This is a genomic window from Pseudomonas sp. 02C 26, from assembly GCF_002843585.1.
Taxonomy (GTDB): domain Bacteria; phylum Pseudomonadota; class Gammaproteobacteria; order Pseudomonadales; family Pseudomonadaceae; genus Aquipseudomonas; species Aquipseudomonas shirazensis.
The window spans coordinates 2,212,191-2,237,627 of record NZ_CP025262.1; the positions used below are offsets into that span (position 1 = coordinate 2,212,191).

The 25,437-nt window shown below is 63.4% G+C and carries 21 protein-coding genes; 11 read left to right on the top strand and 10 right to left on the bottom strand.

Annotated elements, in window-relative coordinates:
* Positions 1-101: 101 nt before the first annotated feature.
* On the top strand, positions 102-1,115 hold the full coding sequence (locus CXQ80_RS09990; RefSeq protein WP_101318934.1) for an AraC family transcriptional regulator: 1,014 nt from the start codon (positions 102-104) through the stop codon (positions 1,113-1,115).
* A 7-nt stretch (positions 1,116-1,122) separates the two neighbouring features.
* Here the strand turns inward: CXQ80_RS09990 and CXQ80_RS09995 are convergent, their stop codons facing one another.
* Positions 1,123-1,560, bottom strand: a complete 438-nt coding sequence (locus tag CXQ80_RS09995; RefSeq protein ID WP_101318936.1) for a carboxymuconolactone decarboxylase family protein — start codon at positions 1,558-1,560, stop codon at positions 1,123-1,125.
* A gap of 213 nt (positions 1,561-1,773) precedes the next feature.
* On the opposite strand from CXQ80_RS09995, the gene CXQ80_RS10000 reads away from it, so the two are divergent.
* Together CXQ80_RS10000 and CXQ80_RS10005 are read left to right on the top strand one after the other, a co-directional pair.
* Positions 1,774-2,232 carry a nucleoside deaminase gene (locus tag CXQ80_RS10000; protein ID WP_101318939.1) on the top strand — a complete coding sequence of 153 codons (459 nt, stop codon included), beginning with the start codon at positions 1,774-1,776 and terminating at the stop codon, positions 2,230-2,232.
* Complete coding sequence (locus tag CXQ80_RS10005; RefSeq protein WP_101318941.1) at positions 2,229-3,425, top strand: CynX/NimT family MFS transporter; 1,197 nt, start codon at positions 2,229-2,231, stop codon at positions 3,423-3,425. The genes CXQ80_RS10000 and CXQ80_RS10005 overlap by 4 nt, the downstream gene beginning before the upstream one ends.
* Here the strand turns inward: CXQ80_RS10005 and CXQ80_RS10010 are convergent.
* The 6 genes from CXQ80_RS10010 to CXQ80_RS10035 all read right to left on the bottom strand — a co-directional run bounded on the left by CXQ80_RS10010 (position 3,418) and on the right by CXQ80_RS10035 (position 10,964).
* Positions 3,418-4,851 carry a PLP-dependent aminotransferase family protein gene (locus CXQ80_RS10010; RefSeq protein WP_101318943.1) on the bottom strand — a complete coding sequence of 478 codons (1,434 nt, stop codon included), beginning with the start codon at positions 4,849-4,851 and terminating at the stop codon, positions 3,418-3,420. The genes CXQ80_RS10005 and CXQ80_RS10010 overlap by 8 nt on opposite strands.
* Positions 4,852-4,892: 41 nt before the next feature.
* Complete coding sequence (locus CXQ80_RS10015; protein ID WP_218195364.1) at positions 4,893-5,675, bottom strand: EAL domain-containing protein; 783 nt, start codon at positions 5,673-5,675, stop codon at positions 4,893-4,895.
* Positions 5,676-5,919: 244 nt separating this feature from the next.
* The gene (gene glcF / locus CXQ80_RS10020; RefSeq protein WP_101318945.1) at positions 5,920-7,146 is read right to left on the bottom strand and encodes a glycolate oxidase subunit GlcF; all 1,227 of its coding nucleotides are present in this window, start codon (positions 7,144-7,146) and stop codon (positions 5,920-5,922) included.
* A gap of 9 nt (positions 7,147-7,155) precedes the next feature.
* A complete protein-coding gene (gene glcE / locus CXQ80_RS10025) occupies positions 7,156-8,208 on the bottom strand; it encodes a glycolate oxidase subunit GlcE (protein WP_101318947.1) in 1,053 nt (350 codons plus the stop codon).
* Positions 8,208-9,707 (bottom strand): glycolate oxidase subunit GlcD, encoded by a 1,500-nt coding sequence (gene glcD / locus CXQ80_RS10030; RefSeq protein WP_101318949.1) that lies wholly within the window; start codon positions 9,705-9,707, stop codon positions 8,208-8,210. Before glcD ends, glcE begins: the two co-directional genes overlap by 1 nt.
* 24 nt (positions 9,708-9,731) lie before the next feature.
* Positions 9,732-10,964 (bottom strand): M20/M25/M40 family metallo-hydrolase, encoded by a 1,233-nt coding sequence (locus CXQ80_RS10035; protein ID WP_101318951.1) that lies wholly within the window; start codon positions 10,962-10,964, stop codon positions 9,732-9,734.
* 102 nt (positions 10,965-11,066) lie between these two features.
* Between CXQ80_RS10035 and CXQ80_RS10040 the strand changes: the two genes are divergently transcribed.
* Positions 11,067-11,966 (top strand): LysR family transcriptional regulator, encoded by a 900-nt coding sequence (locus CXQ80_RS10040; RefSeq protein ID WP_101323002.1) that lies wholly within the window; start codon positions 11,067-11,069, stop codon positions 11,964-11,966.
* Between the two features lie 28 nt (positions 11,967-11,994).
* Here the strand turns inward: CXQ80_RS10040 and CXQ80_RS10045 are convergent, their stop codons facing one another.
* Both CXQ80_RS10045 and CXQ80_RS10050 read right to left on the bottom strand, forming a co-directional pair.
* Positions 11,995-13,011, bottom strand: a complete 1,017-nt coding sequence (locus CXQ80_RS10045) for a zinc-binding alcohol dehydrogenase family protein (RefSeq protein WP_101318953.1) — start codon at positions 13,009-13,011, stop codon at positions 11,995-11,997.
* A gap of 192 nt (positions 13,012-13,203) precedes the next feature.
* Positions 13,204-13,506: a DUF2388 domain-containing protein gene (locus CXQ80_RS10050; protein ID WP_101318955.1), complete on the bottom strand. Its 303-nt coding sequence runs from the start codon at positions 13,504-13,506 to the stop codon at positions 13,204-13,206.
* Between the two features lie 167 nt (positions 13,507-13,673).
* Between CXQ80_RS10050 and CXQ80_RS10055 the strand changes: the two genes are divergently transcribed.
* Positions 13,674-14,303 (top strand): glutathione S-transferase family protein, encoded by a 630-nt coding sequence (locus tag CXQ80_RS10055; protein WP_101318957.1) that lies wholly within the window; start codon positions 13,674-13,676, stop codon positions 14,301-14,303.
* Positions 14,304-14,348: 45 nt separating this feature from the next.
* Here CXQ80_RS10055 and CXQ80_RS10060 read toward each other — a convergent pair whose 3' ends face one another.
* Positions 14,349-16,463 (bottom strand): TonB-dependent receptor domain-containing protein, encoded by a 2,115-nt coding sequence (locus tag CXQ80_RS10060; protein WP_101318959.1) that lies wholly within the window; start codon positions 16,461-16,463, stop codon positions 14,349-14,351.
* A 479-nt stretch (positions 16,464-16,942) separates the two neighbouring features.
* On the opposite strand from CXQ80_RS10060, the gene CXQ80_RS10065 reads away from it, so the two are divergent.
* The 6 genes from CXQ80_RS10065 to CXQ80_RS10090 are packed head-to-tail and all read left to right on the top strand — an operon-like array spanning position 16,943 to position 25,430.
* Positions 16,943-19,042, top strand: coding sequence for a TonB-dependent receptor domain-containing protein (locus tag CXQ80_RS10065; protein ID WP_256585733.1), 2,100 nt, complete (start codon positions 16,943-16,945; stop codon positions 19,040-19,042).
* Positions 19,042-20,763 (top strand): ABC transporter substrate-binding protein, encoded by a 1,722-nt coding sequence (locus CXQ80_RS10070; RefSeq protein WP_256585734.1) that lies wholly within the window; start codon positions 19,042-19,044, stop codon positions 20,761-20,763. The genes CXQ80_RS10065 and CXQ80_RS10070 overlap by 1 nt, the downstream gene beginning before the upstream one ends.
* Positions 20,760-21,689, top strand: a complete 930-nt coding sequence (locus CXQ80_RS10075; protein ID WP_101318963.1) for an ABC transporter permease — start codon at positions 20,760-20,762, stop codon at positions 21,687-21,689. The genes CXQ80_RS10070 and CXQ80_RS10075 overlap by 4 nt, the downstream gene beginning before the upstream one ends.
* A gap of 19 nt (positions 21,690-21,708) precedes the next feature.
* Positions 21,709-22,965: an acyl-CoA dehydrogenase gene (locus CXQ80_RS10080; protein WP_101318965.1), complete on the top strand. Its 1,257-nt coding sequence runs from the start codon at positions 21,709-21,711 to the stop codon at positions 22,963-22,965.
* A 14-nt stretch (positions 22,966-22,979) separates the two neighbouring features.
* A complete protein-coding gene (locus CXQ80_RS10085; protein WP_101318967.1) occupies positions 22,980-24,335 on the top strand; it encodes an LLM class flavin-dependent oxidoreductase in 1,356 nt (451 codons plus the stop codon).
* Positions 24,336-24,374: 39 nt separating this feature from the next.
* Positions 24,375-25,430 (top strand): NADP(H)-dependent aldo-keto reductase, encoded by a 1,056-nt coding sequence (locus CXQ80_RS10090; protein WP_101318969.1) that lies wholly within the window; start codon positions 24,375-24,377, stop codon positions 25,428-25,430.
* Positions 25,431-25,437: the final 7 nt, after the last annotated feature.

The following is a 25,437-nucleotide window of genomic DNA, read 5'->3' on the forward strand; positions in this document are numbered from 1 at the left end:
ATGGCCCGAGTCTAGGCAATGCCTGCCTGGCGGCCTATGTCGGATCTGCTCATTCAACCTGGCGTTTTTTGCCACTCAGCATAGACAAGCGAACCCCAGCCATGCGCGATAGCGATTCGGTCGCGGTGTATTTTCTCCAGGCCATGCTGCATGCCCTGGCTGATCAGCCGCAGTTGCGCGATGCACAGTTGCGCGCCGTCGGCATACCCCCTGAGCTGCTTGAAGACCCGGAGGCACGGGTGCCGGCCAAGGCCTTTGCCCAGCTCTGGTTAAGTTTGATTCAGGTGCTGGACGACGAATTTTTCCGCCTCGACAGCCATGGCATGCCGCTGGGCAGCTTTGCCTTGATCTGCCGGGGGTTGATCCAGGAGCCCAGCCTGGACAAGGCACTGCGTCAGTGCCTGGGCAATTTCGGCCTGTTTCTGCGCGACCTGCGTGGCTCGATCAGCGTACGTGGCTCGCGCACAGTGATCAGCGTGCAGTCGAGCATTGCCGATCCACTGACCCGGGGGTATGCCGAGGAAACCTATCTGGTGCTGGTGGTCGGTCTGCTGTGCTGGTTGGGCGGGCGCCGGTTGCAGATCGAACGCACCGAGCTGGCCATTGCACGTCCTCCACTGGAAGACGACACGCTGCTGTGGGGCGCTGACCTGCGCCTGGGCAGTGGCCGTACCGAGGTGGAGTTCAACAGTGCCGACCTGCGCCTGCCCGTAGTGCAGGACCTGGCCGCCCTGAAGACTTTTTTGCGCACTGCGCCGCAAGGACTGGTCATTCGCTTTCGCAATCAGAACGGCCTGGTGGCGAAGGTTTATCGCCACCTCAAGGCCCGCGATTATGGCGAGTGGCCGACGCTGGTCGGCCTGGCAGAGCAGCAGGGTTTGAGCGCCAGCAGCTTTCGCCGGCAGTTGCAGCGCGAAGGGCGCTCATACCAGCAGATCAAGGACGAAGTACGTCGGGCGATGGCCTTCGAACGCCTGCGCGAGGGCCGCTTGAGCGTTGCTGAAATCGCCGAGCAGACCGGTTTCCAGGAGCCCAGCGCGTTTCACCGCGCGTTCAAGAAATGGACCGGGCACAGCCCTGGTAGCTACCGCTCGCGGCTGCTCGGACGCGAGTAACCCCAGCTCAGGCCGGGATCATTGCGAACCCTACGCCGAAACGATTCCAGGCGTTGATGGTGGCAATTGCCAGCGTCAGGTTGACCACTTCGGCAGGCTCGAAATGCTCCTGCAGCGCTTGATACTGGTCTTGCGGCGCACCGTGTTCAGGCAACTTGGTCAGGCTCTCGACCCAGGCCAGCGCCGCCCGCTCGCGAGGGGTGAAGTAGTGGGTTTCCTGCCAGACCAGCAAGGTTTGTAAACGGGCCTCGGTTTCGCCGGCCTTGCGCGCATCATTGCTGTGCAGGTTGACGCAGTAGGCGCAGCCGTTGATCTGCGAGGCGCGCAGGCGGATCAGCTCGAGCAGCGAGGCTTCCAGGCCACTGTTGGCCAGCGCCTGCTCCAGGCTGAGCATGGCTTTGTAGGCTTCGGGCGCGTGTTTGGCCCATTCAAGGCGACTGTGCATGGTTTGGCTCCGGTAGGTGCTAGAGGCCGCCGGCTGGCGGGCTGTTGCGCAAAGCTTAGCGCCGCGCAGCGTGGCGCCCGATAGCCAATCCCCGGCTTTGCCAGGAGGCCAATGGCGCTATTCAGGTGGCCACTGACAGGCATCCAATCTCTTCATTTCAGCCTTGACCCTGGAGTCGGGATAATCAGCGCATCGCTTACCGGAGATTCATTCATGTCCAACCCAAGCCATATGCGCGAAGCGCTGGATCTGGCCCGAGAGAATATTCAGGCCGGCGGCCGTCCGTTCGGGGCTGTGCTGGTCTATCAAGGTCAGGTAGTGGCGCGTGCCGTCAATGAGATCCACAGCAGCCAGGACCCAACTGCCCATGCCGAAATGCAGGCTATCCGCCAGGCGTCGCAGGTGCTCGGCACCGCACGCCTCGACGGCGCAGAGGTCTACGCCAGCGGTCACCCGTGCCCGATGTGTCTGGCGGCCATGCACCTGTGCGGCATCGAGCGTGCATGGTTTGCCTACGACAACGACGAGGGCGCTGCCTTCGGCCTGTCGACCGCTGCCGTATACGCTGAAATGGCCAAGCCGGCGCAACAGCAAAGCTTGCCTTTGCGGCCACTCAAGCCGCAGGGCGAGGCTGGCCTGTATCAACAATGGCAGCAGGCCCAGCAGGTATGAGAGGTGCATTGAACCTGCTTCTGATCATGCTCCTGGCGCTTAATCTGCGGCCGATCCTGACCAGTATCGGGCCGTTGCTTGAAGCGATGCGCGCCAGTACCGGCCTTGGCTATCAGCAAGCGGCGCTGCTGACTGCGTTGCCGGTGCTGTGCATGGGCCTGGTGCCCTTGACCCAGCCCTGGCTGCGACGCTGGCTGAGTGAGCATGGCGGCATGCTGTTCGGCTTGGGCGCCATCGCTGCGGCATGCCTGTGGCGTTTGCAGGTGGCCAGCGCCTGGGCGCTTATCGTCAGTGCTTTGCTGGCCGGGATCGGCGTGGCGCTGGTGCAAGGCATGATGCCGGGGTTGGTCAACCGCTGGTTCCCGCAGCGGCTGGCAACCAGTATGGGCCTTTATTCAGCGGCGTTGATGACCGGCGGCGGCCTGGCGGCGGTGCTTGGCCCGCACATCAGCGAGTACTTTCAGCGCTGGCAGGTCGGCCTTGGCATATGGGCAGTGCCGGCGCTGCTGGCAATGCTTGCCTGGGGCGTGTTGCGTCCACGCCAGGCGCCTGCACAGGCACCGGGCGCGGCGCGCGGGCACTGGTTCGGCAATCGCCGGGCGTGGTTGCTCGCACTGTACTTCGGCCTGATCAACGGCGGTTATACGAGCATGGTGGCGTGGCTGCCGGCCTATCACCTGGAGCATGGCGGCACCGCTCAGGGCGGGGGTGACCTGGTCGGTTTGATGACCGTGTTCCAGGTCATCGGCGCGCTGGGGATGCCATGGCTGTTGCGCCATCTGGTTGATCGCCGGCCTGGCCTGTGGCTGGCGTTGCTGGTGCAACTGTGCGGCTTCAGCGGGCTGCTGCTGGCACCCAACAGCGCGATGGGGTTGTGGGTCGGCTTGATCGGTTTTGGTCTGGGCTCATGTTTCAGCCTGAGCCTGACCTTGACTCTGGAGCATCTGAAAACTCCGGCAGAGGCGGGAAGCCTGGCGGCTTTCGTGCAAGGTATCGGCTTTATCATTACCGGCATCGTGCCGTACATCACGGGCTGGCTGCGCGATGTCACCGGCGACTTTCAGGCCTCATGGACCTTGCTCACGCTGACGGTAGTGGCCATGTTGCTGGTCACCGCTCGGTTCGTCCCGCAGGGCTACGCTGGCGCGATGGCCCGGCCAGCACGTGGTGCCGAGGTGCAGCCGCTCAGCTGATCTGGCGCAGGGTATCGGCGACCCGGTCCAGCGCCGGGTCGATATCCAGTAGCTCGATGGCGCCGAAGCCCAGTAGCAGGCCAGGGCGTACGGGCACCTCGCTGAAGAACGGCGCCAGCGAATACAGGCCGACCTCGACCTTGCGCACCAGCTTGATCAGCAACTCGACATCGACAGTGGGGCTGGCCAGCGCGCTCATGTGGAAGCCAGCATTGGCCGGCACCGCACTGAACCATGGCGCCAGGTCCCCCTGCAAACGCTGCAGGATCCGCCCGCGGCGGGCGCTGTATATTTCGTGGCAACGGCGGATGTGCTTGCTCAGGTAGCCCTCGTTGATAAACCGCGCCAATGCCCACTGTTGCAGGGCCGGGCTGTGCAGATCGCTCAGGTGCTTGGCCACGCAGGCGGCGCGCAGTACCGCGGGCGGCAGCACCGCATAGCCGAGGCGCAATTCCGGCAGCAAGGTCTTGGAAAAGGTCCCGACATACGCCACCAGGCCGTGCCGGTCTAGTCGCTGCAGGGCATCGCTGGTTGGTCCCTGATAGCGGAACTCACAGTCATAGTCGTCTTCGATGATCAGCGCGCCCAGCTCAGCGGCCTTGTCCAGCAGGGCCTGGCGGCGTGCTTCGCTCATCGGCATGCCCAGCGGAAATTGATGCGATGGCGTCACATAGATCAGCCGCGTGCCAGGCTCGATCTGTTCAACGCACAGGCCTTGCTCATCCACCGGCACCGATTGCAGTTGAGCGCCCAAAGCGAGAAACAGCTGGCGGGCCGGTGAATAGCCGGGGTCTTCCATGGCCACTCGACAGCCCGGCTCGACCAGCACCCGGGCGATCAGGTCCAGCGCTTGCTGGGCACCGTTGCAGACCAGGATGTCCGCCGCACTGCAATGCACGCCGCGGGCGTAGGCAATGTGATGGGCGATGGCTTCGCGCAGCTCCGCCAGGCCCTGGGCATGGAATTGCCGTTCGGGGTGGCGCTGGCTGCGGCGCAGGGCGTACTGCATGCAGCTGCGCCATTGGTCGAACGGGAACTGTGCCTTGGTCGAAGCGCCACCGATGAAGTCATAGCGCGACGGGCTGTCCAAACCGGGCCTGGCGAGCACCGTCGCCCGTTGCTGCCAGCGTTGCAGCGACGCGCTGGCCGCCAGTTCGACCACCGCCGTAGGGGTTGCCTGAGGCGCGCGCCGCTGGCTGATGAATGTGCCGCGGCCAACCACGGCGTTGAGCAAGTTGTCGTAGGTCAGGCGCGAATAGGCCTCGGCAACGGTCTTGCGCGACACGCCCAATTGCTCGGCCAGCAGGCGCGTTGGCGGCAATTGGCTACCCGCCGCGAGGTGGCCGCTGTCGATACCGGCGCGCAGCTGCTGATAGAGCTGATCGGCAAGGCCTTTGCCCCCTTCGAGGCGAATGTGCAGTTCCATGGAGCATTCCCGAGCGCGTCTGAATGCTCAGGATACCTGCTCTAGCAGACAGTTTCGCGGCCAGGCCAATGCACGTCCGGCAGTGTCTCGAAGCCAGGGCGGGCAAACAGATAGCCCTGGAACAGATTGACGCCCAGGCTGCGCAGTGTCAGGTACTCCTCGACGCGCTCGATACCTTCGGCTATCACCGTGATGTCGAGCTTGCGGCAGATACCGACGATGCCTTCGACAATCGCGCAGCGTGCGCGGCTCTGGTGAATATCGCGGATCAGCTCCATGTCGATCTTGATGATGTCTGGCTGAAACTCTGCCAGCAGACCCAGCCCCGAATAGCCAGCTCCGAAGTCATCGATCGCGGTCTTGAAGCCAAGCTTCTGGTACTCGAGCACAATGCCGCGCAGGTGCTGCTTGTCGACCATGCTTTCGTTTTCAGTGAATTCGAAGATGATCCGATTGGTCGGGAAGTTGAAGCGCTGAGCAGCATCGAGCGTGGCGCGGATACACGCGGCTGGCTGATACACCGCGTTGGGCAGGAAGTTGATGCTCAGGTAGGTCGGCAGCGCGAGCTTGGCGGCCAACTCCACCGCCTTGACCCGGCACGTCTGGTCGAACTTGTAGCGATTGGCCTGAGTGACTTGGTCGAGGATGCTCTTGGCACCGCTGCCATCGGTGCCGCGGACCAAGGACTCGTAGGCGAATACGGCCGAACTTGACGCGTCGATGATCGGCTGGAAGGCCATGCTGATGGCAAACGGCAGCGGTTCGCTGTCACGACAGTGGCGGCACCCAGGGGAAGGGGGTTCGCCGGTGCTGGAAATGTTCATTGCGGGTGCCTCTTTATGGCTGGGTATCAACATCTCGCCAGAGGCGGAAATGGCTTGAACGTGCGGGCCTCTTCCTGAGGTAGACAACTCCGGTATACGGTATGACTGCATCAATGTGCGCATGGTATGCAAAAATAGTGGGCGCGCGTGGCGAAAACCGACGCATGGCACTTTGGTATTACGGCTGCAGGGTGCGTTTCAGAGCGTTTTTGCGCCACTCTTGAAAACAGATCAAGCGAGTTGATCAGCCCTGCGCGGTCAACGCTTGCTCGACGATTTCGATCCAGTGCCGCACAGGCGTGCGGCCCGCGCCGTCGAGATGGGTCTGACAGCCGATATTGGCAGTAGCGATGATCTGCGGTTTGCCGCTTTCCAGCGCGTCCAGGCGATTATCGCGTAGTTGCCGGGCCAACTCGGGCTGGGTCAGCGAGTAGGTACCTGCCGAGCCACAGCACAGGTGCCCGTCCGGCACGCTGGTGAGGCTGAAGCCCAGCCGTGTCAACACGGCTTCCACCGCACCGCCGAGTTTGAGCGCATGTTGCAGCGTGCAGGGGCAGTGGAACGCCAGCCGTTGTTCGCGGCACAGGCCGAGCTGCTCCAGCGGCTCGTCGCGCACAACCTCCACCAGGTCACGGGCGAGGGCGCTGATGCGGGCGGCTTTGCCGGCGTACAGCGGGTCGTGGGCAAGCAAATGGCCGTACTCATGGATAAACGCGCCGCAGCCGCTGGCGGTCTGCACAATGGCTTCAGCGCCGGCCTCAATCGCCGGCCACCAGGCATCGATGTTGTTCCGGGCGCGTTGCAAACCCTGCTCTTGGGCGTTCAAGTGATACTCCACCGAACCGCAGCAGCCCGCCGCCGGGCTTGGCTCGACACTGATGCCGAGGCGATCGAGCACGCGTGCGGTGGCGCTGTTGGTGTTGGGTGAGAATGCTGCTTGTACGCAGCCTTCAAGCAAGAGCACGCGACGGTTGTGCCGCAGCGCCGGGCGCAGGCCTGGCGCTGTCACGCTTGCAGGCAACTTGGTTTTTAAACCCGCCGGTAGCAGCGGGCGCAGTACCTGGCCGCTGCGAGTCAGCGCCTGGAACAGGGTTGGCCGTGGCACCACGGCGCGCAGCGCGCCACGCAGCAGGCGTTGACCGAGCGGGCGGGGTACCTGTGCCTCGACCACGGCGCGGCCGATGTCCAGCAGGTCATGGTATTGCACGCCTGAGGGGCAAGTACTTTCGCAGTTGCGGCAGGTCAGGCAGCGGTCCAGATGCAGTTGGGTGCTGGCGGTGACCGGCGCGCCTTCCAGCACTTGCTTGATCAGGTAGATCCGGCCACGTGGCCCATCCAGCTCGTCGCCCAGGAGTTGGTAGGTGGGGCAGGTGGCGGTGCAGAAACCACAGTGCACGCAGGAGCGCAGAATGCGCTCGGCTTCTGCGCCGCGGGCCAGGCCTTGGGCTGCTTCGCTCAGATTGGTCTGCATGATCTGCCCTCACAAGTCTGCATACATACGCCCGGGATTGAAGATGCCCTGGGGGTCGAGCTGCTGTTTGAGTGCTCGGTGGTAGCGCAGCAGCGCTGCGGGCAATGGGGTAAAGCTGTCAGCAACTGCTGAATAGGCCGTGGCGTGCCCTCCGAGGGCAGCGGCCTGGCTGCGGATCTGCGCAGCGGGTGCTGTGGACTTCAGCCAGCGCTGGGCGCCGCTCCAGTCGATCAGCTCGCGCCCAGGCAGGCCGGTGGCGCCTGAGGCAATTGGCAGCGACAGGCGCCAGAGCGGCTGCGAATCGGCAAAAAACGCCAGCCGCTGCTCGCGCAGATCGTCCCAGAAGCGGCTGTCGATCAGCTCGCCGCCGAGGCGCTGAAATGCCGACTGTACCGACCCTTCGCCACCTTCCAGGCGCAGGCAGAGTGCCTCGCCGTCATGGCAGGCTGCGCTGATCGGCAGCGGCTGTTGACCCCATTCAGCGAGTGCACTTAGTGCCAGATGCGCAGGCATGTGCAAGCGCAGGCTGAGGCATTGGCGCGGTCGCGGCAGCACTTTGAGCGAGACTTCGCTGAGCAGCCCAAGGCAGCCGAAGCTGCCGGTGAGCAGGCGTGACAGGTCGTAGCCGGCAACGTTCTTCATCACTTCGCCGCCGAACCGCAGCAACTTGCCGTGGCCGGTGATGACGCGGCTGCCGAGAACATGGTCGCGCACCGCCCCCGCCCAGGGCCTGCGTGGGCCGGAAAGCCCCGCTGCAACCGTGCCGCCCACTGTTGCTGCCGGCCCCAGATGCGGCGGTTCCCAGGGCAGCATTTGCCCAGCTTCAGCCAATGCGGCTTCGATTTCAGCCAGTGGCGTCCCGGCGCGCGCGGTCAGAACCAGCTCGGCAGGGTCGTAGCTGATGATGCCGCTGTGGCCGCGGGTGTCGATGAGCTCGCCTGCAACGGGGTTGCCGAGCATGGCCTTGCTGTTGCTACCCTGGATGCGCAGTGGCGTATTTGCAGCCAGCGCCTGCTTGACCTGATCAAGCAGGTCCTGGCTCAGATCACCGGCAAGGCCCATCAGAAGCGCTCCAGGTCAGGGAAGGGCAGTTGGCCATGGTGTACATGCAGGGCGCCAAATTCGGCGCAGCGCTGCAGGGTCGGAATGTTCTTGCCGGGGTTGAGCAGCCGCTGCGAGTCAAACGCTGCCTTGACCGCGTGAAACAGGGTGATTTCGTCGCTGTTGAACTGCGCGCACATCTGATTGATCTTTTCCCGGCCGACGCCATGCTCGCCGGTAATGCTGCCACCCACCGCCACGCACAGCTCGAGGATCTTGCCGCCGATGGCTTCAGCCCGCTCCAGCTCGCCCGGCACATTGGCGTCAAACAGGATCAGCGGGTGCATATTGCCATCGCCGGCATGAAACACATTGGCCACGCGCAACCCATATTCGGCGGACAACTCAGCGATCGCACTGAGCACCCGCGCCAGCTGGCGGCGGGGAATCGTGCCGTCCATGCAGTAGTAGTCCGCTGAAATCCGCCCCACAGCAGGGAAGGCGTTCTTGCGCCCGGCCCAGAAACGCACCCGCTGCGCCTCGTCGCAGGCCAGTTGCACCTGGCTCGCCCCAGCCTGCTCCAGCACGGCCTGCACCCGCGCGCAGTCTGCCGTTACATCGGCTTCGACGCCATCCAGTTCACACAGCAGGATCGCCGCTGCGTCCACCGGGTAGCCGGCATGGATGAAGTCTTCCGCGGCGCGGATAGCGAGGTTGTCCATCATCTCCAGGCCCGCGGGGATGACCCCCGCGCCGATGATTTCGGCAACCGCGCGGCCAGCGTCCTCGACGCTGTTGAAGCTGGCCAAGAGCACCCGCGCCACCTGCGGCTTGGCCAGCAATTTGACGGTGACTTCGGTGACAATGCCGAGCATGCCCTCGGAGCCGGTAAACAGCGCCAGCAAGTCAAAGCCTGGGCTGTCCAGGGCATCACTGCCCAGACTCAGGTGCTCGCCTTCGATGGTGAGGATGTCGACTTTGAGCAGGTTGTGCACGGTAAGGCCGTATTTCAGGCAATGCACACCGCCGGCGTTTTCAGCCACGTTGCCGCCAATCGAACAGGCGATCTGCGACGACGGATCAGGTGCGTAGTAGAGGCCGTACGGCGCTGCGGCCTGAGAGATGGCCAGGTTGCGCACGCCAGGTTGCACCCTGGCATAACGCCCCTGCGGGTTCACCTCAAGGATCTGGTTGAAGCGCGCCATCACCAGCAGGATGCCCTTGCTCAACGGCAAGGCGCCGCCGGACAAACCAGTGCCTGCGCCGCGCGCAACCACCGGCACCCCGCGCTGGTGGCAAATCCTGAGCAGCGTCTGCACCTGCTCCAGCCGCTCTGGCAGTACCACCAGCAACGGCAGGGTGCGATAGACCGAGAGGCCATCGCACTCATACGGCTTGAGGTCCTCGCTGCGGTGCAGCATCTCCAGGTCGGGCAGGGCGCTGCGCAGCGCCCCCAGCACCTCGGCCTGGTCGATGGCCGGCAGCCGGCCATCGACGCGTTCATCGTAGAGAATGTTCATCACGCTCCCTCACGACTGCAAGGCTTACTGCGCCAGCTTCCTGATCATCGCCACCGTCAGGTACAAGCGCGGTGCGACACTGGCCAGCTCGATGTACTCGTCATCGCCGTGCAGCCCGGCACCGACCACACCCATGGTTTCCAGCACTGCAGGCTTCGCGCTGCCCGGCACGTAGGCATACCCGGCGTCGGTGCCAAAGCGCATTGCAATCGGCTCAAGCGTGCGGTCTATCTGGCCATACAGCTGGCCGGCGGTTGTGGCCAGGGCGCTTGAGCCTTCATTGCGCGCCAGGGGTGGGCGGCCTTTCTCGAGGGTGACGCTGGTCTGGGTGTCGGCGATCAGCTGCTTTTGTGCGATGCGTTTGGCATCGGCCGCGACGCGATCGCTTTCGCTCAAGTCCGAATAGCGCATGTCGGCTTCGGCCGTGGCCAGGGCAGGAATGATGTTGGCCTTTTCGCCGGCTTTTGCCAGGGTCCAGTTGACCGTGGTGCCTTTGTTGGCATCGCCCAGGTCCTTCAACTGGAGGATCTGATGGGACAATTCGGTCAGTGCGTTGCGGCCTTCTTCAGGTGCAGAACCAGCGTGCGAGGAGCGGCCTTTGACTTCGAGTTTGAGGCGGTTGATACCGTTGGTGGCGACAGTGACGGCGTCCTTGTCTGGCGGCTCATAGGAGAATACGTAATCATGCTTGCGGGCCAGCTCGGCGATGATCTTTTTGGAGCCGGCGGAGCCCATTTCTTCATCTGGATTGAACAGTACGGTGAGGGTCCGGTAGCCTTTGAATTGCTGGTCCTGCAGCAGCTTGAGCGCGTGCAGGATCATCGCCACGCCGCCTTTGGCATCGGCAACACCGGGGCCGTAGGCGCGTTCGCCTTCGATACGAAACGGCCGCTTGGCCACCGTGCCGGGGCCGAACACGGTGTCGTAGTGGACCATCAGCATGAAGTCTTTGCTGCCGGTGCCCTTGAAGGTACCGACGATGTTGTCGCCAACAGAAGGTGTGGCGGGATGGGTTTCAACCTGGGCACCGAGCGCCTTGAGGCGCTTGACCAGTTCGGCGCTGACCTGGCTAAGGCCTGCTTCGGTGCCGGTACCGGTGTCGACCGAGACCAGGCTTTTGAGGGTGTCGAGATAATGTGCTTGCTCGGCTTGGGCTTGCTTGAGCAGGTCCTGTGGGGTCGGTTCGGCGGCAATGGCCTGGGAGCAGGCCAGACACAGGGCGAGGGCGGCGGCAAAGGGTGGGCGGGGCATCGGCATTGTTGGTCTCTTTTTATTGGCTTGAACTGTCAGCCTAGACCCTCAGCGCTCTACGGCAAGGCTTTGGCTTGAATAGGTGAGGATTGGCGGTTGATCAAGAAACTGGTGCGCATGGACGATCTGCAGGTATTCGTCACCACCGTCGAGGCCGGCAGCTTCTCGGCGGCGGCGCGGCAACTGGATATTTCCCCGGCCTTGGCCAGCGGTGCGGTGCAGCGCCTGGAGCGCAGCCTGGGTATCCGTTTGTTCGTGCGTTCGACGCGCAAACTGCGCCTGTCCGACGATGGCCAGCGCTACCTGCCGCATGCCCGTCAGGTGCTGGAAGCACTCAGCGAGGGTGAGTTGGCACTGGCTGACGGGCGCGAGGAAATTGCCGGGGCGCTGCGCCTGTCGATGCCTTCCGATCTGGGCCGTAACCTGCTGTTGCCGTGGCTGGATGAGTTTCAGGCGGCGCACCCACGGATCGAACTGCAGCTAAGGCTGAGCGACCAGGTTGCGGACTTTTTCAGTGACCGACTGGATGCGGGGATTCGTTATGGGCAGTTGGCCGACTCCAGCCTGGTGGCGCTGCCGCTGGCGGCGAACAACCGGCGCATCCTCTGCGCAGCACCTGCCTACATCGCCCGGCATGGTGCGCCGCGCACTCCAGAAGATCTCACCCAGCACAACTGCCTGCGCTACATGATGGGCGACCTGACCCATGAACGCTGGAGCTTTCATACCGAGCACGGCGTCAAGGCGGTGATGGTCGCCGGCGATCGCACCAGTGATGATGCCGATGTGGTGCGGCGCTGGGCGGTGGCGGGGCTGGGTGTGGTGTTCAAGTCGCAGCTGGATGTGCGCTCCGATCTCGAGGCCGGGCGCCTGGTCGAGCTGTTCCCGCGGGCCTGGGGGCAGCCGACGCCGTTGCACCTGGTGTGTGCCCACCGGCAGTCATTGACGCCGGTGGTGCAGCAATTGCGCGCATTCCTGTTACAGCGGCTGCAGGCCCTGGGCGATTGATCCAGGTACAGCCGCTGGCTGAGCAAGCCTAGGCGTCGAATCCTTCTAGGACGATCTTGCCCTTGGCCTTGCCGCTCTCGATCAGGGCGTGAGCCCGGCGCAGGTTCTGTGCATTGATCGCACCGAAGTGCTCACCCAAGGTGGTGCGTAACACCCCTTCGTCAACCAGTGCCGCAACTCGATCCAGCAATTGGTGCTGCTTGATCATGTCGGCGGTCTGGTACAGCGAGCGGGTGAACATCAGCTCCCAGTGCAGCGACAACGATTTGCGCTTGAGCGGCACGACGTCAAGGGTTGCCGGGTCATCGATCAACGCCAGTCGACCTTGTGGACGCAGGACTTCGATCAGCTGAGCGAAGTGGCGGTCGGTGTGGGTCAGGCTGATGACCATATCGACCTGGCCATCGCCGATCTGGGCAATCTGTGCGGGCAGCGGCTGGCTGTGATCGACCACATGATGCGCGCCCAGGTCCTTGACCCATTGCTGAGTTTCGGCGCGTGAGGCAGTGCCGATCACGGTCAGGTCGGTCAGTTTGCGGGCCAGTTGGGTAAGGATTGAGCCCACCCCACCGCCAGCACCGACGATCAGCAGGGTCTGCCCCTGGCCGCCACCTTCGGCAACGCCCAGGCGGTCGAACAACAGCTCCCAGGCGGTGATCGACGTCAGCGGCAGCGCTGCGGCACTGGCGGCGTCGAGGCTGCGCGGTTTGTGCCCGACAATGCGCTCATCCACCAAGTGAAACTGGCTGTAGCTGCCGGGTCGGTCGATGGCGCCGGCGTAGAAGACCTCATCGCCTGGCTGGAACAAGCTGACGTCGCTGCCGACCTCCCGGACGATACCTACGGCGTCCCAACCGAGTACTTTCGGCTGCGCGGTGCTGCCGCTGCCGGCGCGGACCTTGGTATCGACCGGGTTGACCGAGATGGCCTGCACTTCGACCAGCAGATCGCGGGGCCCAGGGGTGGGCTGCTCAAGCTCGGTGTCGAACAATGCCGCAGGATCGCTGATCGGCAGGCCGTGCTGGGTAAAGACAATGGCTTTCATGGAGGCTGTTCCGCTGAGTGGTGAGGAGTTGCAGCAACCATAGCGTCTGGCAGTGAGGGCACCAAGGCGTTGCGCGCCGAGACTGTTTCGTCGATTTATTGAAAATGACGAAGGATTATCAAAGCCGCACAGCAAAAGACCACGTTACGCGGAGCGTAGACGTGGTCCAGTGTTTGTCGCATACAGCAGCGATCAGTTGTCTTGCGACAGGATCGCCTGAGCCAGCTCTTCGTCACTGACCTGCAGGCCAGGATTGCTCTGACGCGCTTGTTCCAGCGCCGATTCAACGTAGGCGCCACGGATGGCACCGCCGCTGGCCACGAATGCCGACAGCTCGTCACGCGCCGGGATGATCCGTTTGTCATCCTTGAAGGTCGAGTACAGGGAAGCGGATACACCCGCTGAAGTAGCGATATCACGGCCATCGACACGGGCCATTGCCGAGCCAACAGGCAGCAGAACCAACAGCGAAGAAACAACAATCAAACGACGCATGGCGAAACCTCCAGAAGGGTGAAGCCTAGGGGAATGTCTGCATGATAATAAGAGCGGCAATGACTGAAACTAGTTCAATTGGCTGCGCGCGCGCAGTGGTCGACGTACCCGAGCCATGCTCTACTGCTGGGCGAGCTGTTTCATTCAACCCAAGCTGAAGGTCGACCATGTCTGAATACACGCTGCACTGCTTTGGTGAATCCGGCAACGCCTACAAGGTTGCGCTGATGCTTGAATTGACCGGTTGCGATTGGCAAGCGGTGCCGGTCGACTTCTTCAATGGCCAGACCCGAGATGAAGACTGGCGCAGCCAGGTCAATCAGCAGGGCGAAGTGCCAGTGCTTGAACACAACGGCAAAACTTTGACCCAGTCGGCGCTGATTCTCGAGTACCTGGCCGAGCAGACGGGCAAGTTTGGCTGGCACAGTGAAGACGAGCGCCGTGAGATCTGGCGCTGGATGTTGTTCGATAACCACAAATTCACCAGCTATTACGCGACCCTGCGTTTTCTCTACGGTTTGAAAAAGACCGGTGAAACCGAAGTCACGACGTTCTTCCGCGATCGGGCAAAAGCGGCCTATCGCGTGGTCGACCAGCACCTGAGCAGCACGCCCTATATGGTCGGCGGGCGCTTGACCATCGCTGACCTATCGCTGGCCGGCTACGTGTACATGCCTGAAGATACCGGCATGCAGCTGAGTGATTTCCCTCATATCGAAGCCTGGAAACAGCGGATCAAGGCTATGCCCGGCTTCAAGTTGCCCTATGAACTGATGCCGCGCGCCTCGAACCTCTGAGCCGTCGGCGTTGCTCCGCTTGCGCGGGGCAACGCCGGTTTGCCGTCAGTAGCGCAGCTCGAGCCCAACATAGGCGCCGATGCCGTCGCCCGGCCAGAACGACGCCGAATCCTGCCCGCGCGCGTTGTAGACGGGGGTAATGGCCGAAACATAAGCTTTGTTGGCCAGGTTTTTCACGTCCAGCGAAACCTTCCAGTTACCCTTGGGCGCCTCGTAACCCACTTTTGCGCCCCAGATCGTGTACGAAGGCGCATACAGCGTGTTGGCGTAGTCCACTGCCGTGCGCGATGCCGACTGCACGTTGACGCCGCTGTACCAGCCGCTGTGGTGCTGGTATTGCAACTCGCCTTGATAGACATGCTTGGGGATGCCAGGCAGCTGGTTGTCGCCGAAGGTATCGTCGTTGCGGTAGTAGAAGTCGTTCAGGGTGTAAACCTGGCGCAGGCGCACCTGATCGCCTTGCGGGTTTTCCCACAGGCGGGTGTTCAGGCCTGCTTCGATGCCCTGGTGAATGGTCGGCGTGGCATTGAATGCGCCGGTGACCGCCGCCGCGCCATTGCTGGCCGGGATGATCTGCACGTTGAGCAACTCGTTATGAATCCACGAGCGGTACAGCGCCAGGCTGCCGTCGAAGATCCCGTGCGAGCCTTTGATGCCGACTTCGAAGGTGTTGCCTTTCTGTTCCACCAGCGGGCGAATGTACGGCAGGGTCGGGCCGGAGCCTGAGTATTCCCAGGATGCCGGCGGGTCGATACTGCGGCTGAGGTTGGTGAATACCTGCAGGTTGGGGCTGAACTCATAGCGCAAACCGACCCGCGGGGCGACGCTCCAGTTGTCGTAGTCGACATGCTGCGGGAAGTCGGTGCGATTGGGGTTCACCGCGTAGTCGATGTCGGCCTTGCGTCGCACGTTGACGAACGACACACCGCTGGTCAGCCACAGGCCATCGACCAGGTTGAGATCATTGCCCAAGGCGATCACCCGGTCGAACGAATCCTGATAGTCGACTTTCTTCAAGCTGACCTTGTCGTCATTGGCCGAATTGACCCCGCCGCGCAGGTGTTGGGTCGAGGTGAAGGCAATGCTGCTGCGGCTTTCATGGCCGAACAAGGTGTCGATGCGGTCATAGCCGAGCAGCAGACCGAGGTCGTGCCAGTCCCAATAGCTGGGGTTGGTCGGGCTGCGCGGGTTATTGGTGTGGCGGTAGTCGTGGTAGGACAAACCGACGGTCAGCCGGGCATCGTCGTCGAAGGTGTAGGTGGTCTTGCTGCCCAGCCAGATGCTGCCGGGGCGGCGCGCACCAGCACCGCTGCTTTCGGCGGTCGCACTGGCCCGGCGTGGGTTGTGCTTGGCCGCGGCGAGGGTCGTCGCGCTCGGGTCATTGTGGAATTCGTCGCGGTAACGCAGCAATACCCGCGTTTCAAGTTTGGGGCTGAAGCGGTAGCCGGCATTGGCAACGATGCCTGAACTGCGCGACAGGCTGTAGTCGCGGTAGCCGTCGTTGCGGTAATTGTCGGCTTGCAGGTAGTAATCCAGGTCGCCCTCGACCCCGCCATAACTGATGCTCTGCTTCTGGTAACCGTAGCTGCCGGCCTCGCCACGCAGGCGCAGGCCGGGCGCGGTATAGCCACTGTGATTGACGAAGTTGACCGCGCCGCCGAGGGTCAAGGCACCATACTGGAAGGCGTTGGCGCCGCGCAAAATCTCGGTGTAGTTGACCCCTGCGGCGTTGAGGAACTCATACGGCGTACCGCCCGGACCGGTCAGCGGCAGGCCATCGAAGAGAAACTTGATGCCTTCCCGAAAGTAGCCCGGCGAGGTGTTTGCGCCCGAGCCTCGAATGGAGATCTTGGCCGCATCGTTGCCGCCGGTGGACTGCACGAATACCCCCGGCTGATAGCCAAGGGTGTCCTGCAGGTTACCGGTGCGGCCTTTGGCGACTTCTTCGCTGTCGACCACGCTGGTGCCACCAGGGACCTCTGCCAGTTGGCTACTGGCCGCTTGCGCAGCAGTCTGCTTTGCCCCTTGGACGGTGACGGTACCCAGGGTCCGTTCGGTCTCTGCAGCATACAGTGGGCTGGCCAGGGTGGCGCTAAGGGCTGTTGCCAGGGTGGCGTGGCGGACAGCCACACGCAGTTGATTGGGTTGCAGCACGGGCATTGGGGTAATCCTTGAAGTTCATTAGTTAGTTGCCTCGGCGTTCTATGGGCATAGTCAGGCCTGTCACAAATTGCAGAGCAGGTTTTATGCCAGCTTGGGAAAGACACTGCGGGGCGGGGCGCGCCGTCACACAGTCTTCGATGCGTGAGTGAAAAGCACCTTAATTGTTGCTCGGCTGTCGGCATTCAAACACTCAAGGTTATATGTTAATTACTCGAATCAAGGAGCGATGTGGTCTTTGCGAAACTGCTCTGATGGCCGTGCTTGAGCGCTTATTGGAAAGATGCCGGTAACTGTTGGCTGAGCAACAGAGCGGCAACAGTTTGTGCTGGAGCACAACTAGGCAAGGCGCCTGAAGGCCAGTAAACAGGTACTTTAATAGCTGGCACGACACCTGCAGTACTCACTTTACAAGCATTCAACGGTGGCCCTCGAAACAGCGAGGTGCGGCGGTTATATATATAAAGGGAGTATCAGCATTGCGTGCGAAAGTTCGACTTACCGGTCACCCGCTAGGCAACGCCGCCAGTGTGGCAGTGCTGATGGCGCTGCTCAGCCCCTCGGTATTTGCTGCCGGGGATTCCACCCTCGGCACAGTGACCGTCACCGGCGCCGCAGCCAGTGGCGCTCAGAAGGATCAGAAGCGCCTGCAGAAGGTTGCCGGCAATACTGCAGTGATCGACAACCGTCAGGTCGAGCAGGGCCGTGCTGCCAATGCCGAAGACGTGCTCGCCCTGCAGCCGGGAGTGTTCGCCCAAGGCACCAGCGGCACCGCCGCGAACAAGATTTCGATCCGCGGTTCCGGGCTCAATACCTTCTATCAAGGCTACGTGCTGGGCACCAAGTTTCTTTTCGACGGCCTGCCGATCACCGGTCCCGGCGGCACCCAGGAAGACTTCCTCGACATGCAGGGCATCGACCACACCGAGGTCTTGTACGGCGGCAACGCCTCTGAGTACGCAGCGCTGTCGCTGGGCGGTGCGATCAATTTCGTCAGCAAGACCGGGCGCACCGACCCGGGTAATTACGCCCGCTTCGAGGTGGGCAGCTACGGTTACCGCAAGCAACAGCTGAGCACCGGAGGCGTAGTCGGCGACAGCGACTATTACATCAACGTGCTGCACAACGAGCGCGACGGCTATCAGGACCAGGCCAACAACGAAGGCCGCGGCCTGGCGGCCAACTTCGGTCATGTGTTCAGCCCCAAGCTGGAAACCCGGCTGTTCGTCAAATACCGCGAGGAGCAACTCACCAACGGCAATACGCTGACCCGCCAACAGCTCAAGCACGACCCGCGCAGCAATAGCGCCCCGACCGGGCGGCGCAAGGACGGCACCACCTTCATCGGCAACAAGACCACCTACACCTTCGACGATGGCAACAAACTCGAAGTCGGCGCTTCATACAACAACTACCCCTTGCTCAACGGCTGGCGCTACTCACCCACGCCGCAGGACTGGCGCTCCAAGGACATCAACCTGACCCTGCGCTATTTCCGTACTGGCGACCGCCTGTTCGGCCTGCCCAGCGACAGCAGCATTATCTTCAGCAACACCCGGGCTTCGCTGGCTGACGTCAAGTCGCACAATCGCAGCACCGGCGCGAAAATCCAGGAGACCAACTACACCGGCTCGCGGGACACGGTGCTGACGTTCGGCAACGAGCTGCAATTGACCGATGCGCTGTGGCTGTCCTCGGGCTTGTCGTTCGTCAATATCCGCCGCAAGGCCGAGATCGAAGGCACCACGCTGACCACGGCCAACCCCAGCAACCTGCCGACCCGGGTTGAATATGTCGAAAATGATCTGGCGCCGCGGCTCGGCCTGCGCTATCAGATCAACCCCGAATTCCGGCTGTTCGGCAATGTCAGCCGCAGCATCGACCCGCCGGTGACCTGGCAGTTGGGCAGTACTGGCAACCCGTTTCTCTATGATGTGCGGCCACAGAAAGCCACCACCTTCGAAGTCGGTGTGCGCGGCAGTCATGGCATCTTCGATGGCAGCCTGACCCTGTACCGCTCGTGGGTGCAGGATGAGCTGCTGACTGTGGTGGTGCGCCAGGCCAGCGCCACCCAGGACCAACTGACGGCGACCTCGAACGCCAGCCCGACGATTCACCAAGGCATCGAAGCCGGCCTCAATGCGCTGCTCTGGACCGGTACCAGCGGCGACACCCTCGACCTGCGCCAGGCTTACACCCTCAACGACTTCAAGTACCGCGACGACGACACCTTCGGCGGCAACGAACTGCCAAGCCTGCCGCGCCAGGTTTACCAGGCTGAACTGGCCTACCGCCAGGCCAGCGGTTTCTACGCCTCGCTCAACCTGCGCGCAGCCTCCAGCTATTACATCGATTACGCCAACACCTGGCAGGCGCCGTCGTACCTGCTGTGGGGGGCCAAGGTCGGCTTCCAGGCGCCGAGCCGCAAGTGGGAAGTGTTTGCTGACCTGCGCAACCTCACCGACCAGCGCTACGCCAGTGCGGCCAACACCGCCTACAACGCCAACGGTCGCGACTCTGCCAATTTTTATCCGGGTGATGCGTTCTCAGTCACCACCGGCGTAGCGGTGCGCTTCTGATGGCGGCTGCCCGAAGGCACGTGCTGACGCCGATGCTGCTGGCCAGCGCGCTGCTGTTCGGCGGCTGCTCGCCACCCGCGCCGCCGCACACGGCAAGCAGCCTCAAAGGCGAGGCGGTGACGGCCGTCAACGGCATCATGCGCTACCCGGCGAGTGATTTTGTCGAGCAGCGTGAGGGCCTGCGCGGTGGCACCTTGCGCGTGTCTGCCGCCACCGATTCGGGTAGCTTCGACATCCACGGCTTGTCCCACGGCAACATGCAGTGGTTGGGGCGGATCCTGTTCGATTGCCTGGTCTATCAGGCCGAAGACGGCACGCTGACGCCCTGGCTGGCGAAAGGCTGGGATATCAGTGCCGATGGCCTGACCTATACCTTTCACCTGCGCGATGACGTCACCTTCAGCGACGGCGCGCGGTTTGATGCCGAGACGGTGCGGCTGAACCTTGAGCACATGCGTGACCCGGCGACCAAATCTCCACTGGCGGCCGCTTATATTGCGCCTTACCTCAAGGGCCGGGTGATCGACGAGTTCACCTTCGAGGCGACCCTGCGCGAGCCTTACGCGCCGTTCCTCGACGTGCTCTCGCAGGCATGGCTGGGCATGATTTCGCCGAAGCAGATCCTGGAGGCGCCTCGTAGCATCGCGACCCGGCCGATCGGCAGCGGGCCGTTCGTGCTCGACAGCTATGTGCGCGACCAAGGCGCGGTGTTCAGCCGTCGCGCTGGCTATGATTGGTCGCCGGCGGCCATCAAACATCAGGGCGAGGCTTATCTGGATCGGCTCGAACTGAGCTATGTGCCCGAGGCGATGATCCGCTACACCGCACTGGAAGCCGGCGACAGCGACATGGCCCTCGACGCACCGCCGCAGAACGCCGCTGCGATCCGCGCCAACCCGCAATTGACCCTGCGCAGCCGGATCCGCAAAGGCAACCCAGCGCGCAGCATCACCTTCAATGTCGAGCGGGTGCCGTTTGACGATGTGCGGGTGCGCCAGGCCATGGCCAAAGCCATCGACCGCGACGGCCTGGCATGGATATCGGGCTTTGGCGAATTTCTCGCCAAGGGCGACTATCTTGCCGTGAATACCCCAGGCTACGACCCGGTTGCGCAGGACGCACTGGCGTTCGACCCGGCCGCAGCCAATCGCCTGCTGGATGCGGCCGGCTGGACCGAGCGCGCTGCCGATGGCGTACGCATGCGCAACGGCCAGCGCCTGCAAGCGACATTGCTCACCTATGACAACCCGGCTTTTCCGGCCAACGTTGCAGTGGCGGTACAAGCCGATTTGCGCAAGATCGGCTTTGCCATGGCCATCGAAGTACTGCCGCTGACGCGGGTCATGCAGCTGCGCTACGCCGGTGAGTTCGATGCGATCGGTGGTGGCTACTGGCACACCAATACGGCTGACGGCCTGTACATCCTCTATCACAGCAATGCCATTCCCAGCGCGCGTTTGATTGGTCAGAACGTTGGCCATTTTCGTGATGCGCAACTGGACCAATACCTGGGCGAGGCGCGCCGCAGCACCGATCCGCAGCGGCGTCGCGAGCTCTATCGGCTGGCCCAGCAACGGCTCGGCGAGACCGTGCCGGCAGTGCCGTCGGTAGAAAGCCAGATGCTGCTGGCCTACCGCAAGGCCGTCGCCGGCGTGCTGTTCGACGGCTCGCACAATGTCCCTCTGTTCACCAGCGTGTGGCTGGCCAAGGAGCAACCATGAAGTTAGTGGCGACGGTACTGCGCCGCCTGCGCGATGGTGTGATTGTGCTGTGGGCGGCAGCCAGCCTGACTTTTCTGGGCATGCAGCACAGTGGCGGTGATACCGCGCTGGCGATTGTCGGCGGCCCGGATGCAATGCCCAGCGCCGAGCTGGCCCAGGTGCGCGCCGAGTACGGCCTTGATCAGCCGCTGTGGCGGCAGTACCTGAGCTACCTGGGACGCCTTGCTCAGGGTGATCTTGGCGAGTCGTACCGCTTGCGCATCCCGGTGGTGCAGGCGATCGGCGAGCAACTCGGTGCGACCTTGGCCCTGGCCAGCACTGCAGCGTTGCTGGCGGTAGTGCTGGCTCTGGCGTCGGCGCTGCTCACCGCCAACCGCGGACGGCGCTTGCGGGCGCTGGTATCGGGGGTCGAGCTGGTGCTCTCGGCGGTGCCCAATTTCGTCATCGGGACGTTGCTGCTGCTCGTCTTCAGTTTCTATTTTCACTTGCTGCCGCCGTCCGGCTCGGCCGGCTGGCGGTCGCTGCTGCTGCCCAGTCTGGCGCTGGGGCTGCCCATCGCTGCGCTGCTGGCGCAGGTGCTGCGCCAGTCACTGGAACAGGTGCTCGAGCAACCCTTCATCACTCAGGCACGCGCCCGCGGTATGTCCGATACCGGCGTGCGCCTGCGCCATGCCTTGCGTCACGCGCTGGTGCCGTTGGTGACGCTGGCCGGATATGTATTCGCCAGCCTGCTCGGCGGGGCGGTGGTGCTCGAGCTGCTGTTCGGCCGCCAGGGCATCGGCCGCTTGATGCTCGACGCGACTGCCAACAAGGACGTGCCGCTGGTGCTCGGCGTGACCTTGCTGGCTGCTGCCATCTACGTGCTGGTCAATCTGCTGGTGGACCTGTTGACGCAGGCCATTGACCCGCGCACTGCCCATCATTGAATCCGTGAAAGGAACCGTCATGAGTCACCCATCGAACACTGCAATCACCGATGCCGAACTGGACGCGCGGTTCGCCCCGATCTACACCCGCATCGCTGCCGGTGCTGTTGAACGCGAGCAGCAACGAGCCCTGGCCCATGAGCCAGTGGCCTGGTTGCGCGCAGCGGGGTTTGGCGCGCTCAGGGTCCCGCACGTCCACGGCGGGCTGGGCGCCTCGCTGCCGCAGTTGCTGCGCCAGCTGGTGCGCCTGGGACAGGCTGATTCGAATCTGCCGCAGATTTTTCGCGCGCACTTTGGCTTCGTCGAAGGTCGCCTGTCGGCAGCCGATGCTGATTCGCAGCAGTACTGGTTTGCCCGCGTTGCCGCCGGTGAGCTGTGGGGTGCGGCCATGGCCGAGCGCACTGACAGCACCAGCAACACGGTGCAATTGAGCGACAGCGGGGAGGGCGGCTATTGCCTCGATGGCGAAAAGTATTACTGCACCGGCACGCTCTACGCGGACTGGGTTGCAGCCGTGGCCAACCATGGCGACGACTTCGTCAGCCTGGCGGTGCCGACCCGCGCGGCCGGGGTTGAAGTGGTCGATGACTGGGACGGCTTTGGCCAGCGCCTGACCGGCAGCGGCACCACCCGCTTCAACCAGGTTGCCGTCCCCGAACGGCACATTCTGCGTCGTTTTGCCAAACGCGAACTGCGCGCCGAATCGTACCTGACGGCGTTCTACCAGGCCGTTCACCTGGCCACCCTGGCAGGCATCGCCCGGGCTGTCCTGGCGGATGCCGTGGGCTTTGTACAGGGCCGCACCCGCGCGTTCGGCTTGCCCGGCCAGTCGCGACCGGCTGACGACCCACTGGTGCAGCAAGTGGTCGGGCGCCTGTCGAGCCTGGCCTTCAGTGCCGAGGCGCAGGTTGGCGCGGTTGCCCAGAGCCTGCAGGCTGCATTTGCAGCCGGCCAGCTCGGCGCGGTGCCGGAGCAGCTCTACACCGATGCCGAAGTGCACGCCTTCCAGGCGCAACAGATCGTTTTGCCGCAAGTACTTGAGGCGACCAGCTTGCTGTTCGAAGTCGGCGGCGCTTCGGCCACCAGCAACCAGCGTCGGCTCGACCGCCACTGGCGCAACGCGCGCACCCTGGCATCGCACAATCCAGCGATCTATCGCGAGCAGGCGCTGGGCAACTACTACCTCAACGGCATCAGCCCGGCTGCCGCCTGGCGGGCCAAACAGTCGGCAGCCAGTGACGTGCAGCCTACCTTCGATGAAGCCAGCGCTGTCTGAACAGGAGCAACCCCATGACGCAAGCAAAACAGATGAGCCTGGGCATGAACATTCTCGGCTTTGGCTCACACTCCGGCGCCTGGCGTCAGGGCGAGGCTGCGCTGAATGCCTATATCGACGTCAACTATTACCGCAACATCGCGCGCATCTCCGAACGTGGCTGCCTTGACGCGATCTTTCTCGCCGATGGCCCGGCATTGCCAGCGGATGTCGCCAGCCAGCCGGGCGGGCGTCTGGAACCGACCCTGCTGCTTACCGCTGTGGCGGCGGCCACCGAACATATTGGCGTCATCGCCACCTGTTCCAGTACCTACAACGAGCCGTTCAACCTGGCCCGGCGGATCGCCTCGCTGGATCACATCAGCGGCGGCCGTGCCGCTTGGAACGTGGTCACCAACGCCGGCGATGCCGCCGCGCAAAACTTCGGCCTCAGCGGCGCGCCGCTGCATGTCGACCGCTATGGCCGTGCCGAGGAGTTCGTCGATGTAACCCTCAAGCTGTGGGATAGCTGGGAGGACGACGCGATCATCGGCAACCGCGCCACAGGCCGCTTTGCCGACCCGAGCAAAGTGCACACGGTGGACTTCAAGGGCGAGCACTTCCAGGTCAAGGGCCCGCTCAACCTGCCACGCTCGCCGCAAGGCCGGCCAGTGCTGGTCCAGGCCGGTTCGTCCGAAGGCGGCAAAGCGCTTGGCTCACGTTACGCCGATGCGATCTTCACCACCCAGACCACCTTGCCCGACGGCCTGGCCTTTTATCGCGAGATGAAACAACGCGCCCAAGCCTGGGGCCGCGACCCGCAGCACTTGAAGATCATGCCCGGGCTGTCGACGGTAATCGGCAGCACCGAGGCCGAGGCCCACGCGCGCTTCGACCAGCTCAATGCCTGGCACGGTGAGCACGGCTTGCTGCAGCAGGTGGCCGGGCGGATCGGCATTGATGCCCGCGAACTGGACCCGGACGCGCCGCTGCCCTGGGCGCAAATCGGCGCTGTAGCGGACTTCGAGCGCGGCTCGCATGGGTTTCTCGAGGCGCAACTGAACCTGGCCCGGCGCGAGAACCTGACCATCCGCCAGCTGTCGCGGCGGATTCTGGTGGGCCACCGGTTGGCCGTCGGCACGCCCGAGCAGGTTGCCGACACCTTGGCCGAATGGTTCCTGGCTGGCGCCGGCGACGGCTTCAACATCATGCCGGACATGTTCCCGTCAGGCGCGCAGGTGTTCGTCGAAGAGGTTGTTCCGCTACTGCAGAAGCGTGGTTTGTTCCGCCGCGAATACCAGGGCCGCACCTTGCGCGATCACCTCGGCTTGCCCAAGGCCGTCAACCAGTACACCCAGGCCAATAGCGCGGGCCTTGCGCGGCTGGCCTGAGACCATCGCCTTCAGTCATTTATCGAAAAGGATCACATCATGCAGTATCGCCGCCTGGGCCATACCGACCTCAACGTCAGCCTGCTCAGCCTTGGCTCGATGACCTGGGGCCACCAGAACACCGAGCAGGATGCCCACCAGCAACTGGACGCCGCCATCGCCGCCGGGATCAATCTGATCGATACCGCCGAGATGTACCCAACGCCGACCCGGGCCGAAACCTGGACCACCACGGAGCGCTTCATCGGCAGTTGGCTTGCTGCAAGCGGTAACCGCGACAAACTGGTGCTGGCAAGCAAGATTGCCGGCCCGTCGCGTGATCCTGCAGGGCAGACGCACATTCGTGACGGCCTCTCGCACCATGATCGGCGCAATGTCGTTGCCGCGCTGGATGGCAGTCTCAAACGCCTGCGCACCGACTATCTGGACTTGTATCAGTTGCACTGGCCGGACCGCACCACCAACTTCTTCGGCGCGCGTGAATACCCCTACGTGGATGACCACCCGGACAGCGCTGCAATCGCTGAAACCCTGGCGGTGCTCGACGAACAGGTCAAAGCCGGCAAGGTCCGCCATATCGGCGTTTCCAACGAAACGCCGTGGGGCGTGGCGCAGTTCCTGCGGCACAGCGAACAACGCGATTTGCCGCGCATTGCCAGCATCCAGAATCCGTACAGCTTGCTCAACCGCCTGTATGAGAACGGCTTGTCGGAGTTCAGCCACCGTGACGGCGTGAGCTTGCTGGCGTATTCACCGCTGGCGTTCGGCACGCTGACCGGCAAATACCTCGATGGCGCACGCCCCGAAGGCGCGCGCCTGTCGTCGGTGTACCGCACCTTCAACCGCTACGACAGCAGTGAAGCCAACAGCGCCATCGCCAGCTATGTGCAGATCGCCGCCAAGCGAGGTTTGAGCCCAGCGCAGCTGGCGCTGGCCTTCGTCATCCGTCAGCCGTTCGTAGCCAGCGCCATTACTGGCCAGACCAGCCTGGCGCAGTTGCACGACAACCTCGGTGCGCTGGAGCTGCAACTGGATGACGAACTGCTGGCCGAGATTCAGGCTGTGCATCGGCGTACGCCAAATCCGGCGCCTTGAGCCAGGA